General features: G+C 42.1%; 8 protein-coding genes and 1 pseudogene. 5 read left to right on the top strand and 4 right to left on the bottom strand.

Annotated features, from left to right (window positions below; genetic code table 11):
- Nucleotides 1-220 precede the first annotated feature (220 nt).
- The 5 genes from V7K89_RS31990 to V7K89_RS31970 all read left to right on the top strand — a co-directional run bounded on the left by V7K89_RS31990 (nucleotide 221) and on the right by V7K89_RS31970 (nucleotide 12,437).
- Entirely contained in the window at nucleotides 221-3,757 is a 3,537-nt protein-coding gene (locus V7K89_RS31990) for a two-partner secretion domain-containing protein (RefSeq protein WP_335194561.1), read from the top strand.
- Nucleotides 3,758-4,006: 249 nt separating this feature from the next.
- Complete coding sequence (locus V7K89_RS31985) at nucleotides 4,007-7,171, top strand: S-layer family protein (protein WP_335194559.1); 3,165 nt, start codon at nucleotides 4,007-4,009, stop codon at nucleotides 7,169-7,171.
- Nucleotides 7,172-7,306: 135 nt separating this feature from the next.
- Nucleotides 7,307-9,868 carry a CHAT domain-containing protein gene (locus V7K89_RS31980; protein WP_335194630.1) on the top strand — a complete coding sequence of 854 codons (2,562 nt, stop codon included), beginning with the start codon at nucleotides 7,307-7,309 and terminating at the stop codon, nucleotides 9,866-9,868.
- Between the two features lie 594 nt (nucleotides 9,869-10,462).
- Nucleotides 10,463-10,774, top strand: coding sequence for a cupin domain-containing protein (locus V7K89_RS31975; RefSeq protein ID WP_335194557.1), 312 nt, complete (start codon nucleotides 10,463-10,465; stop codon nucleotides 10,772-10,774).
- Nucleotides 10,775-10,958: 184 nt separating this feature from the next.
- Entirely contained in the window at nucleotides 10,959-12,437 is a 1,479-nt protein-coding gene (locus V7K89_RS31970; RefSeq protein ID WP_335194555.1) for an alpha-amylase family glycosyl hydrolase, read from the top strand.
- A gap of 268 nt (nucleotides 12,438-12,705) precedes the next feature.
- Here V7K89_RS31970 and V7K89_RS31965 read toward each other — a convergent pair whose 3' ends face one another.
- From V7K89_RS31965 to V7K89_RS31950, 4 genes and pseudogenes are all read right to left on the bottom strand, one after another.
- Nucleotides 12,706-12,834, bottom strand: coding sequence for a hypothetical protein (locus V7K89_RS31965; protein WP_335194554.1), 129 nt, complete (start codon nucleotides 12,832-12,834; stop codon nucleotides 12,706-12,708).
- 95 nt (nucleotides 12,835-12,929) lie between these two features.
- Nucleotides 12,930-13,103: a hypothetical protein gene (locus tag V7K89_RS31960; RefSeq protein WP_335194552.1), complete on the bottom strand. Its 174-nt coding sequence runs from the start codon at nucleotides 13,101-13,103 to the stop codon at nucleotides 12,930-12,932.
- Nucleotides 13,104-13,437: 334 nt separating this feature from the next.
- Nucleotides 13,438-13,614 carry a hypothetical protein gene (locus V7K89_RS31955; protein ID WP_335194550.1) on the bottom strand — a complete coding sequence of 59 codons (177 nt, stop codon included), beginning with the start codon at nucleotides 13,612-13,614 and terminating at the stop codon, nucleotides 13,438-13,440.
- Nucleotides 13,615-13,648: 34 nt separating this feature from the next.
- Nucleotides 13,649-14,104 (bottom strand): annotated as a pseudogene (locus V7K89_RS31950) (histidinol dehydrogenase); the annotation flags it as partial.
- Nucleotides 14,105-14,199 lie beyond the last annotated feature (95 nt).

Raw genomic sequence — 14,199 nt, 5'->3', positions numbered from 1 at the left:
TGTATAACGGATGTAAGAGATGATTTATTCAATCCATAAATTGCCTGTTTTCATTCTATTACAAGGGTTTTGGATAACGCATATTTAATTTCACTCTTATGTCTATTACCTAATTTTAAGTTTTTAAAACTTTACTCTCATCTAGTCAAAATATCTGCTGAAATGAAATTAATAGTAAATAAATTTTTTAATAAATTGATTGCATATTCACAGGTAGGAAATGAGCAAGCGAGGCTTATTTGATATGACAACCTGTAAAGATAGGAGTTGTCACTCAAATTTATTAGGAGTTTTTAGTATTATTGGAGTGCTTGCTCATGTCATATTTTGTTGTGAAAATCACGCTTTAGCCCAGATTACCCCTGATGGAACATTAGGCGATAACTCTTCAAGAATCACTCCCAATATCAATATTAAAGGTAGTGCTGCTAACCGCATTGATGGTGGAGCAATTCGCGGTGCAAACCTGTTCCATAGTTTTCGTGAATTTAATATCAAAGAATCCCAGCGTGTTTATTTTGCCAATCCTACGGGAATCTCCAATATCCTCACACGGGTGACGGGAAGTAACGTCTCGAATATTCTCGGTACTTTGGGAGTGAATGGTGGCGCGAATTTGTTTTTGATCAATCCCAATGGCATCTTTTTTGGACAGAATGCACGTTTGGATGTGGCAGGTTCGTTTGTGGCGAGTACGGCAAATTCTTTTGTGTTTGGCGATGGGTTGAAATTTAGTGCAACTAATCCTCAGACTCCTTCTGCATTACTAACAGTTAATCCTTCAGCATTGTTTTTTAATCAACTTCAGGCTAGTAGAATTGAAAATAAGTCAATTGCACCAGCAGGAATAGATCCAGCAGGTTTTAATGCATCTGGTTTACGAGTAGGAGATGGTAAAAGTTTACTCCTAGTGGGTGGTAATGTCATCATGGATGGCGGCGAGTTAAATGCTTATGGCGGGAGAGTTGAATTAGGGGGGTTAGCAGCACCTGGAAATGTCAATCTTCTTTTTAATGGCGATAATCTCAGCTTAAAATTTCCTCTTAATGTGACCCGTGCTTCGGTATCGCTTACCAATCAAGCGCGTGTGTATGTAGAAGCTGCTGGTGGCGGTGATATTGCGATTAATGCCCGCAACATAGATATTTTGGGAGAGAGTCGGCTTTCTGCTGGTATCGCTAAAGGTTTGGATCAACCAGAGGCGACTGCTGGGGATATCACGCTTAATGCTACAGGGGAAATCAAAGTTGCTGACTCCAGAAGTGGGATTCTCAATCTTGTGGGTCAAAATTCAAAAGGCAATGGGGGTAACATTACTATCGATTCTGGTGACTTCTCATTACGAGACGGCACTTACCTTGCAGCCTCAACTTCAGGAGTGGGGAATGCAGGGAATGTGAGAGTGAGTGCAAAAAATGCTATTTCCCTTGCAGGTAACGCTGGCATCCTCAGTACCGTGGATGAAGGAGGCGTAGGTAAAGGAGGCAATATCAACATCAATGCTACAACACTGTCACTCACTGATGGCGCTCACCTACTAACCATTACTCGTGGAGCATCTGCTACCCAACCAGCAGGACAGGGGGATGCAGGCAATATCAATGTTTTGGTAACAGGTGCTGTTGATATTGCTGGTAAGAAAAACGATTTTTCTAGTAAGATTAGCAGCAATGTGGAAACGGGGACTTTTGGGAATGGCGGTAACATTACCATCGACTCTGGTGACTTCTCATTACGAGATAGCGCTCAACTTCAAGCCTCAACTTTAGGAGTGGGGAATGCGGGGAATGTGAGAGTGAGTGCAAAAAATGCTGTTGACCTTGCAGGTAACGCTGCCATCTTCAGCACCGTGGAAGCAGGAGGCAAAGGAAAAGGAGGCAATATCAACATCAATGCTACAACACTGTCACTCACTGATGGCGCTCAACTGCTAACCACTACTCGTGGAGCATCTGCTACCCAACCAGCAGGACAGGGGGATGCAGGCAATGTCAATGTTTTGGTAACAGGTGCTGTTGATATTGCTGGTAAGAAAAACGGTTCGTTTAGTGGGATTCGCAGCAATGTGGAAACGGGGACTTTTGGGAATGGCGGTAGCATTACCATCGATTCTGGTGACTTCTCTCTAAGTGATGGCGCTCGACTTTCTGCCTTAACTTCAGGAGTGGGGAATGCAGGGAATGTGAGAGTGAGTGCAAAAAATGCTGTTGACCTTGCAGGTAACGTTAGCATCCTCAGCACCGTGGAAGCAGGAGGCAAAGGTAAAGGAGGCAATATTAACATCAATGCTACAACACTCTCACTCACTGATGGCACTCAACTGCTAACCATTACTCGTGGAGCATCTGCTACCCAACCAGCAGGACAGGGGGATGCAGGCAATGTCAATATTTTGGTAACAGGTACTGTTAATATTACTGGGGAGAAAAACAATTTTTCCAGTGCGATTATTAGCTATGTGGAAACGGGGACTTTTGGGAATGGCGGTAGCATTAACATCGATTCTAGTGACTTCTCTCTAAGTGATGGCGCTCGACTTTTTGCCTCAACTTCAGGAGTGGGGAATGCAGGGAATATTCGCATCAATGCAAAAGATGCGATAAATGTTTATGGGACTAGTCAACAGAGAAGATTTTCTAGTGCTTTATTTACATTTACTGATTCTACTTCCACAGGTAAGGGTGGTAACATCACTATAAACACCAATATTTTTCGCCTATCAGACGGCGCTTTACTGGATGCACGCACTAGAAATAATCAAAAAGGTGGCGATATTACAGTAAATGCAAATCTCTTTGAAGCACTCAATGGTGGACAACTCACCAGTACTACCTCAAGCAATGGACGTGCAGGTAAAATAACTGTCAACGCTGATGAGCAGGTAATAATTAGGGGTATTGACCCTAGTTACAGCGATCGCATTACTAAATTTCCTAACAACGTACTAAATATCGGTGCTAACAGTGGCTTATTTGTCAGTGCCACTGGTTCAGGAATCACCGGCGACATCGAAATCAACTCACCCAAAATTACCTTAGATAACCAAGGTAAACTCAACGCCGAATCTGCATCCGGTAACGGTGGTAATATCAACCTCAATAGCGACTTCCTCTTACTCCGTCGCAACAGTCAAATCTCCACTAACGCAGGTACAGAAAAATTAGGTGGCAATGGCGGTGACATCAATATCAACTCCAGATTTATCGTTGCAGTTCCCAAAGAGAATAGCGATATCAGTGCTAACGCCTTCACAGGGATTGGTGGTAGAGTTGACATTACAACAAACGGTATTTTCGGTATTCTCCCGCAAAAAAGCCCAAACGAAAACAGCGACATTACAGCGAGTTCACAATTGGGAGTAAGTGGGGAAGTAACTATCAACAGTCCAGATACTGACCCCAGTCGCGGCTTAATTCAACTACCCTCCAACCTCGTGGATGCATCCCAACAAATTGCCCAAGGTTGCACTCCCAGAAGAGGACAAAATGCCAGTAGTTTTATCGCTACCGGACGCGGTGGATTACCCCAAAGTCCCAATGAACCGTTGCGGGGACGAGCAGTGATTACTGGTTGGGTAGATTTGCCTGCACGAGCAACAGCCATCACGGATAAATCATCTACTGCATCTATGACCAAATCTAGCGATCAGATTGTGGAGGCTCAAGGATGGATTGCCGATGCTAATGGTAATATTATGCTCGTGGCTCAATCTCCTCAAAGTTTTTTTATTCCCTCTGCCATGTCCTGTAGTCAATAATTCGTTACTCCAAGAGTTGGGGGAGGAATTACGATGAAACCCAAAAGCGATCAAAACAATCAGATGCATTACCTAACTTTAAGTTTTAAAAACTTTACTCCGATCTAGTTAAAATATCTGCTGAAATTAATTGTATAAAAATTTATCAGGACGGCTAGCAAAAAACCCTTGAATATGTGGCTCGAAGCCGTGGTGTAAGAAAATTGCATATTCACAGGTAGGAAATGAGCAAGCGAGGCTGGTTATGATATGACAACCTGTAAAGATAAGAATTGGCACTCAGATTTATTAGGAGTTTTTAGTATTATTGGAGTGCTTGCTCATGTCATATTTTGTTTTGAAAATCACGTCTTAGCTCAGATTACTCCTGATGGAACATTGGGTAATAACTCTTCAAAAATCACTCCCAATGTCAATATTAAAGGGCTTCCGGCTGACCGGATTGATGGTGGAGCAATTCGCGGTGCAAACCTGTTCCATAGTTTCCTGGAATTCAATGTCGAAGAATCCCAACGAGTTTATTTTGCCAATCCCACGGGAATCTCCAATATTCTCACACGAGTGACAGGAAGTAACGTCTCAAATATTCTTGGCACTTTGGGGGTGAATGGTGGCGCAAATTTGTTTTTTATCAATCCCAATGGCATTTTATTTGGGAACAATGCACAACTGGATGTGGCGGGTTCCTTTGTAGCAAGTACGGCGAATTCTTTTGTGTTTGGTGATGGGTTGGAATTTAGTGCAACTAATCCTCAGACTTCTTCCTCATTACTAACAGTTAATCCTTCCGCTTTGCTATTCAATCAAATTACTGCTGCACCGATTCAAAATAATTCAGTCGCCCTAGCAGGATTCAATAAGTCTGGCTTTGATGCCTTTGGTTTACGTGTAGCAGATGGTCAAAGTTTGCTACTAGTGGGTGGCAACATCAGCATGGATGGTGGAAGGTTAAATGCTTTTGGTGGGCGAGTAGAGTTGGGAGGATTAGCAAGTGCAGGAACAGTTGGGCTGAATATTAATGGCAATAACCTAAGTTTGAGTTTTCCTGATGGGGTGCAACGAGCAGATGTATCACTGATTAATCGCGCTCAAATAAATGTTCGTACAGACAATGATGGCAGTATTGCAATCAATGCTCGGAATTTGGAGCTTTTAGGAGGAAGTAGCCTGCGGGCAGGAATAGGATTGGGGTTGGATTCGACTGGCAGCAAGGCAGGAAACATTGAGGTCAATGCAACAGGGGCAGTTAATCTTAGGGATGGCAGCCTCATTTCTAACGCTATGCTAGGCGCAACTGGAAAGGGAGGAGATATTAACATAACCGCAGGATCATTTACGCTTACAAATGCAGCTACTGTACTAACCAGCACCTTTGGGCAGGGAGATGCTGGAAATGTAACACTTCAAGCTCAAGATAGGGTTGCATTCATCAATGGCTCTTACATAGGTACTAGTGGTTTAGGACAGGGAAATGCGGGGAATGTGACGATTTCAACCCAAGGTACGATTGTTTTGGATGCTCTCGACAGCTCTAAGCCTAATATCACTGGTGTATTTAGCGATATCGGGTCGAATAGTGTAGGTGATGCAGGTAATATCTACCTCAATGCAGCGTCAGTTTCTTTAGTTAACGGAGCAAATATAACAAATCAAAACTTAGGAAATCTTGGTAATGCAGGCAATGTGATTATCCAAGCTCGTGATAGCGTTTCCTTTGATGGTGTAAGTGTAGATAAAAGCTCTACCAGTGGCGTTTTCAGTTTTTTGGGATCTAATACTGTGGGTAAGGGAGGAAACATCAATATCACTACAGGGTTGCTTTCACTTACTAATGGCGCTCAAGTAGCCAGTAGCACTTATGGACAGGGCGATGCAGGTACCATCACAATTGATGCTCGCAATACCGTTGCCTTTGATAACAGTGCTATATTTAGCAGGGTGGAAGAAAAAGGCAGAGGACAGGGAGGAGATATCCGCATTAGTGCCAAATCACTCTCTCTCAGTAATAATGCTCAACTGCTTGCTAGTACCTTTGGACAGGGAAATGCAGGAAGTATCATAATTGATACAAAAGAGGCTGTGTTCTTGGATGGTAATAGAAGTTTTGCCTTGAGCACGTTAGAAAAAACAGGTGAAGGAAGGGGTGGGGACATCCGCATCACTACAAGAGCGCTCTCCCTTACCAATGGCGCTCAACTAGCTAGTAGTAGTGATGGTAATGGTAATGCAGGTAATATCATAATTAATGCCCAAGAAACTGTTTCTTTGAATGGAGATGATACTATTGCCTTCAGTACTTTAGATGATGATGGCAAGGGTAGGGGTGGAGACATTAACATCACCACAGCATCCCTTTCGCTTACTAATGGCGCTCAACTGGCTGCCAGCACTTTTGGAAAGGGAAATGCGGGCAATGTCAATATTGATGCTTATGACACCGTTACCTTTGCTGGTGTAGGTCGTAATGGCTTGTATAGTGGTGCTTTTAGTAGTGTAGAACCTGGGGCAGTTGGTGACGGGGGTAACATCAACATCACAACTGGCTCCCTTTCTTTAAATAGTGGTTTTCTGAGTGCCAGTTCATCAGGAGAAGGAAAGGCAGGCAACGTAAAAGTCGAGGCAGACTCTATCCGTCTCGATCGAGGTGGTGTTGTATCTTTAACTACATCTGGTGACGGAGGAGATATTGTCGTATCAGCAAAAGATATCTTCCTGCTGCGCCGTGAAAGTCTGATTTCAACCACCGCAGGCATTGCCCAGGCTGGTGGTAATGGTGGCAACATTACGATTAACACTCCTTTCCTCGTCGCCGTTCCCAATGAAAATAGCAACATCACCGCCAATGCCTTCAAAGGCTCTGGTGGCAAAGTTACAATCAACGCTACTGGTATTTTTGGTATGACAGTGCTGAGTCGAGAAGACTTGGTGCGACTGTTGGGAACTAATGACCTAGCTCAACTCGACCTTCAACAGCTTCCAAGTAGGATCACGGCAATTTCCCAGACAAGTCCTACTTTAAACGGTCAGGTAACTATCAACACTCCAGATACTGACCCTAGTCGCGGCTTAATTCAACTACCCTCTAACCTCGTGGATGCATCCCAACAAATTGCCCAAGGTTGCACTCCCAGAAGAGGACAAAATGCCAGTAGTTTTATCGCTACCGGACGCGGTGGATTACCCCAAAGTCCCAATGAACCGTTGCGGGGACGAGTAGTGATTACTGGTTGGGTAGATTTGCCTGCACAAGCAACAGCCATCACGGATAAATCATCTACTGCATCTATGACCAAATCTAGCGATCGGATTGTGGAGGCTCAAGGATGGATTGCCGATGCTAATGGTAATATTATGCTCGTGGCTCAATTTCCTCAAAGTTTTTTTATTCCCTCTGCCATGTCCTGTAGTCAATAATTCGTTACTCCAAGAGTCGGGGGAGGAATTACGATGAAACTCAAGAATTATAAAAATAATCAGTGGCAAAGGATATGTAACGGATGTAATATATGGTTCACTCTTCCCTTTAAAATCTATAAGTTGCCTGTTTTCATGCTCTTGGTTCTGGTGACAGCTTTTTTGTGCGTTGTTGCTTTTCCTGTTGCTGCAACTTTAGAGACACAACATATCGCGACTTTTGGAGTCTCAATCCAAAATCCTCCTGCACAAACACAAGACTTGCTGCAACAGGCTAAAGTGCTGTATGAGGCAGGACAATTTGCAGAAGCGGTTAAAGTTTTGCAACAAGCAGTTAAAAGTTATGCCAGTCAGGGCAATGAATTGCAGCAAGCTGTGGCATTAAGTAATTTGGCGTTGGCATATCAAAAAATGGGTAATTTGCCACCAGCGCAACAGGCAATTACAGATAGCTTGAAGTTGCTCGAAAAATCCTCTAATTCTCAAAATATTCAGGTTTTGGCTCCAATCCTAGATATTCAAGGTAGTATTCAGCTAGACTTGGGACAAGCTGAACAGGCACTTAACACCTGGCAACGTGCGGAAGTCAGCTATAAACAATTAGGCGATCAAAATGGCATTACCCGCGATCGCATCAATCAAGCACAAGCATGGCAAGTTTTAGGATTTTACCGTCGGGCCTTAACAATCTTGACTCAATTGCAGCAGGAGTTACAATCAAAACCTAATTTAGTCAGTAAAGCAGTAGAATTACGGTCTTTTGGTAATGCTCTGCAATTAGCAGGAGATTTGAATCAATCCCGTCAGGTACTACAGCAAAGTTTGTCAATTGCCCAAAAATTGGATTCTCCCCAGGATGTGAGCGCGGCTTTATTCAGTTTAGGCAACACGGCACAAGTACAGCAAGATTTTAAGGGTGCAATAAAGTTTTATCAGCAAGCTGCTGCGATCGCTCCTAACCCGATTAGCAAAGTTCAGGCTCAAGTTAATCAGTTGAATTTACTAGTGAACACGGGACAAACAGCCGCCGTGCAGACACTATTGCCGCAAATCCAAACTCAACTGGCACAACTACCTGCTTCTGTGACAACTATTTATGCCCAGATTAATCTAGCTCAAAGCTTGATGAAATTCGGGACTACACCCCAAGCTCTTGCTCAAATCTGCGCAAGAGCCTTGCAACAAGCTGAAGATTTGGCAGATAAACGAGCGGAAAGCTTTGCCCTTGGGACTCTGGGCAGTGTATACGAACAAACTAAACAATGGTCAATAGCACAGAACCTCACCCAACAGGCACTGAACATAGCCCAAACAATCAATGCCCCAGATATCGCTTATCGTTGGTATTGGCAGTTAGGACGCTTGTTAAAACAGCAGGGAGAGATTGAGGGCGCTATTGCCAGCTATGATACTGCGATCGGTGAGTTGCAGACTCTCCGTAATGACTTAGTAGTTGTGAATCGAGATGTCCAGTTTTCCTTTAAAGAAAGCGTAGAACCTGTATATCGAGAGTCCGTAGAATTATTGTTACAGTTTCAGCAAACTCATCCGAGCGAACCAATGCTAGACAAAGCTAGACAGAGGATTGAAGCACTGCAACTAGCGGAATTAGACGACTTTTTCCGGGAAGCTTGCATTAATGCCAAAACTGTTTTGCTTGACACAATAGTAGATAAAGATAATCCCACAGCCGCAATCATTTATCCAATTATTTTGCCTGATCAACTCCAAGTGATTGTCAAAATTCCTAAACAGCCACTGCGTAATTATACAGTAAACAAGTCACAGAACGAGGTAGAAGGTACTATAAGAGAACTCAGAGAGTATCTATTAGAACCCGATCGCGCAGAGGAAGTGCAGGCGTTATCACAGGAAGTCTATGGGTGGTTAATCAAAGAAATTGAGTCAGATTTAAAAGATAGTGGCGTCAAAACCCTTGTATTTGTACTGGATGGAATATTGCGAAATGTGCCAATGGCTATATTGTATGACGGTCAGCAATATCTGGTAGAAAAATACGCTGTAGCACTCAGCTTAGGACTTCAGTTACTCGCACTCAAACCTTTGACACAAACAAAACTCAATGTACTAGCTGCCGGGTTAGTGCAACCACCACAAGGCTTTAAACAGCAATTTCCACCGCTACCAGAAATTAAATCAGAATTCGACTCTATTTCCCAAGCGATCGCGTCTACCACCCAGTTACTAGATCGAGACTTCAACAGCAAAAACCTAGAGAGCAAGGTAAATACTGTACCATTTAATGTGTTACATCTGGCAACTCACGGTCAATTTAGCTCCAGTGTTGAGAATACTTTTATACTTGCAGATGATGGGCCGATCAACGTCACGCAATTTGATAGCCTGCTGCGTCGTCGGGATCAAACTCGCTCAGAAGCCTTGGAAATGTTGGTGTTAAGTGCTTGCCAAACTGCTACTGGTGACAATCGCGCCACGCTAGGGCTAGCAGGAGCATCCGTGAAAGCTGGCGCCCGTAGTACCTTGGCTTCACTATGGCATATCAGTGATAAATCCACTGCTATCTTAATTGGTGAATTTTATCATGAGTTAGTTAAAAATGAGGTGACAAAGGCTGAAGCCTTGCGTCGTGCCCAAGTAAAGTTGTTAAAAGATTATCCCAATTACAGTCGTCCTGGCTACTGGGCACCTTATGTTTTAGTTGGTAACTGGCTTTGACAAATTCTATCTACTTTATTGAAGTTTCTAGAGATTACCTTTCTGGAGAGTGATATAAGATGCAACAAACGTATACACAGAACTTTAGTATCCAGGCATTGCGACGTGAAGAGGAAGCTGCTTGATGCGAGTAATCTAAGCACTCATACTGAATTGGGATAGGAAGTATTTATTATTTGAGTAGTCAAGTCAAATGACCTCTCTTCCCCTGCTTCAAATGATACTCCCTTTCTCTATTTGGTATAACTGCATTGTTAAGAAATTCACTCTTGTTTGAGAATACAAGCTACCTGAATTCAGCTTTGTAAGAAATAGATAATGTTGAAATAAAAATTATAGAACATGATGTCATTGAATTGCAATAGATTGAGCCAGATTGAATGTGTGAGAACTATGATTACTAAAATGTTTTACTTAAAAAGTTAAGAAATATGACAAACAAAAAATCTTTGATTTTGCGTGCTGAAGAAATTGCCGACAGTATGCAGACCTTCTCTCACCCTTGGAATCCAAATTCGGAAATATCGGGGACATATATGGGACGCATGGTTGGGCTAAAGCGTACTGGGTGGGGTCAACTTTGCTGTTATTCCTGTGGGGAAAGAATCTTTTGTTTACCATTCCCACCACTGTGAGGAAGAATGGATTTATATTTTATCGGGAGAAGCGATCGCAGAAATCGATGGAGAAGAATTTGAGGTTTTCCCAGGAGAGTTTATGGCATTCCCAACTCCTTCAGTAGCCCACCATCTCAGGAATACAGGAGACGAAAACTTAGTTTACTTAATGGGAGGAGAAAATCTTGATGTGGAAATTGCAGATTTTCCACATCTGGAAAAATGCATGGTTCGATGTGGCGATTCTGTAGAAATATTTGATCGAAAGGATGCTAAAGCATTTGGTTAGGCAGTTAGTCTTAAACCCTTCATCTAGCGAGCTTGTGAGGGCTGGGAAAAGGGTAAAGGGTAAGGGATTAAAAACCTTTTCCCCTTACCCAATAAAGAGTCAAACCAATTTGCAATTTCCTTTTTCGCCCATTCGCAATTAAATCAGTGGGGGCTTTGACTCGAAGGATAATCAATTTACAATTTTGTCAGAAAAAGCGAATTGCGAACTACAAATTGCGAATTGTTCGGTCAAGTTTCCTTGGCGAACTAATAGTAAAACACGATACGGTTTAGGAGTAATATCTTTGATGAAAAATATCTTCATCTGTGCAGTTGTAATCTGCACAGCTTGTATTTACCCGATTAAGACATCAGCAGGAGAAAAACCTTCTGCGATTTTTCATGCATTTGACCAGCAGTACACTGATATTGAAAACTTTGTATGTGAAATAGGGAAGCAAGGATATTCTCACATTCAAATTTCTCCAGCCCAAAAATCTAATCCTGCTCCAGAATGGTGGGCACGCTATCAGCCTGTAGACTACAGCATTATCGAAGGTAGAGGTTCACTCTTAAATTTAAAAAAACTTATTAGTCAAGCCCACAGTTGTAAGGTCAAAGTGATTGCTGATGTTGTTTTCAATCACATGGCTAATTTAGATGGTAATGATGATTTTGAAGATTTAACTAAATTTCCAGGTCTTTCTATAAATGACTTTAATTCGGATTCAAACAGTCCAGGTAAAAAACCTTGTAGAATTAATTATAGTGATGGCAACAGAGATTCAGAAATTAATTGTTGGTTAGGTGGTCTTCCTGACTTGAGATTTACCAATAATGTTAAAAAAATTCAAAAAGCTCATTTAAAAAAATTGCTAGATTTAGGAATTGATGGATTTCGGTTTGATGCTGCCAAGCATATCCCAGCAGATGTTATCAAAGAGTACATCAGCTATGTGGATCAACAAAGTCAAGGAAAAGCATGGAATTATCTTGAGGTAATCACAGATAGCGACACCAGTGCAGAAAATTATAACTGGATTGCTACTGTCACAGATTTTGTTCTCTACAATTCAATGAAAAATGCCTTCAGCTTTGGTGGAGATTTGCGTTCTCTGCGAGTTCCCACAGGCATAAACGATCCGCGTAGCGTCACTTTTGGCAGAAATCATGATACTATCCGTGAGATTAATTCCTATGCCATTAACCCCTATAACGATCCTTCTGATTCTTTCCTTGCAACAGCATATATCCTGGCGAGAGAAAGTGGCACTCCTTTAATACTGAACTGGGATAACAGAGATGTTTCTTTTATCAAATATGGTGTCAAATTCCGCCAAATTATGCATCAACGAGGAAATCAGGGAAAAAATATCAAAGAAAATGTTTTAGCAGCCATTGATAGTCCGACTGTATTGCTAATGGAGCGAGGTAGTGAAGGATTTTTTGTTGTCAATAAAGGGAATAATAAATTTGATATCCCAGCACTGGATCTGACCTTGACGAATTTGGATGGATGTTATCGGGAACTCCGTAATAATTTTACTGTTGCTATTGAACGTCGCCAAGGTGGGAAAAAACTTATAACTCGTTGGGGAAACTGGAATAGAGGCGGTATGGAAGTTCAAAAACGCGATGCACTCTATTTTATTCGAGAATCTTTTAATCAATGTCAAGTGTAGATGTTCCTTCCTACTCTTAGCTCGACTTTATCCATTTTTTTGCAACGGCGTCAACGCTATCATCTGGACTTTAGACTAAAAAGTACAAAATGACTCAGGGAAGGTAAGTTGAGCAGAAGCAAAAAGAAAAATTAAAAAAATTAGAAATCAAGCAGGTTTCTACTCGGCTTTACGTGAATTAGTAGTACGTTTTTTAACAATAAGAATTTATATGAGAAAATAAAGCCTCAAACCTTGATTTAGTCATAGTTTCAGTTTTCTGCTTCGATTATTGTTTTCTGAGAGTGATGGAAGAGCGATAAGAAGCAGCACGGCAAGATACAGGGTTCTGCCATAAACCATGAGGCTTAGTGAGTGCATTCGCTGTAAGTTCCAACTCCCCTTTGGCATTTGTCACCCACCCAGTAGCTTCTATAATGGGTTTTGGCGTAACAGTAGTAGATTTGATGGTAACAGGTGGACTCTTGCCTTCTCTGGTGCTGGGATTGAGAGTTACCAGTTACCACCAGCTTGTGTACCCCCTGTGATCTTGGTGGTGTTACCATCTGATGTGATGATGGAATTATTAGGCAGAGTGCCATCGGTGGTGATTTGGGCAGAAGCACAATTTGCACCCAAAGCGATCGCACCTCCTATCCCAATCCCCAAACACCAACGAGTAGTCATCCCAAACATTCCACCCCCTAAGCTTTGTAACAGATGAACTCTTTTTTGAGTTAACCACAATTAATGGTCGTCAAGTTAATACCTTCACATCTGGTTCATATTGAAAATGACAAAATGGTACGTGCAAAGAAATCCGACTTGTTCTATTTAGAATGAAGCAATCGCCGCCATTCGGATCTAGACTCAGACCGCAAGCTGTACTGTGGTGATATCAAAATCGCTATCGGTTGCTTTAAAGAACAAGCCTACTTCTCCTATTTTCAATCTTCTATGCTGCTTGGGAGTTAGACTGATATTACTCTATAAAGACGAAACCCTACTGCGATCGCTCTCATTAAAATAGCCGGAAATCTCGAAGATTTGGAAGCTCAAGGCTATTCATTTGGAACAGTGTTTGCACCTTTGATTGAACAGCGTTATCGAGTGGTTGCACAAAATCTCTCGTGAATTTTCCCAAAATGGGAATTTTACCCACTGCGATCGCATTCCTCAAACCCATGACCAAGTTCATCTTTGATATCTGATTCACAAATTATTTCAGCTTTTTATTGCAAGCGTACAGATACACTACCTGCATGGGCTGGCAAACCTTCTGTTTCTGCTAAGGTGACAGATGCTTTGCCTATTGTCTGTAATGATTGTTTGTCACATTCTAAAAAAGAGTAATTCGTTTGAGAAAGTCGTAGACACTTAAACCAGAAGCAAAGCGAGCTGAACGGGCAGTTGGCAGTACATGGTTGGGACCTCCTAAATAATCACCAATCGCTTCTGGAGTATAGCGTCCTAAAAACACGCTGCCAGCACACTTAATTTGATTGGCAAGGAGTTGCGGATTTTCTGTGCACAATTCCACATGTTCTGGAGCTAGTTGATTGAGCAGTGGTATACTCTCGGCTAAATCACTAACCAGAATCACGGCTGCATAATTTTGCCAACTTGTACTGGCAACTAACTTCTCTAGTGGGTAGCTCAACGAGAATTTTCTCAACAGCCTTTATTACTTATAGCAGTCGCCATCTTAGTTAGGACGTAGAATATATAGAGAAGTGATTGATTTCTGCATTCGTATGGCAAACCCTTACAGTTATGATCTACG

The organism is Nostoc sp., assembly GCF_036917515.1.
GTDB lineage: Bacteria > Cyanobacteriota > Cyanobacteriia > Cyanobacteriales > Nostocaceae > Nostoc.
This window is presented reverse-complemented; position numbering and strand designations above follow the sequence as displayed.

Coding starts and splice junctions, on each gene's coding strand:
- V7K89_RS31990 (WP_335194561.1), top strand. CDS start 221: ATGAGCAAGCGAGGCTTATTTGATATGACAACCTGTAAAGATAGGAGT.
- V7K89_RS31985 (WP_335194559.1), top strand. CDS start 4,007: ATGACAACCTGTAAAGATAAGAATTGGCACTCAGATTTATTAGGAGTT.
- V7K89_RS31980 (WP_335194630.1), top strand. CDS start 7,307: ATGCTCTTGGTTCTGGTGACAGCTTTTTTGTGCGTTGTTGCTTTTCCT.
- V7K89_RS31960 (WP_335194552.1), bottom strand. CDS start 13,103: ATGACTACTCGTTGGTGTTTGGGGATTGGGATAGGAGGTGCGATCGCT.
- V7K89_RS31955 (WP_335194550.1), bottom strand. CDS start 13,614: ATGAACTTGGTCATGGGTTTGAGGAATGCGATCGCAGTGGGTAAAATT.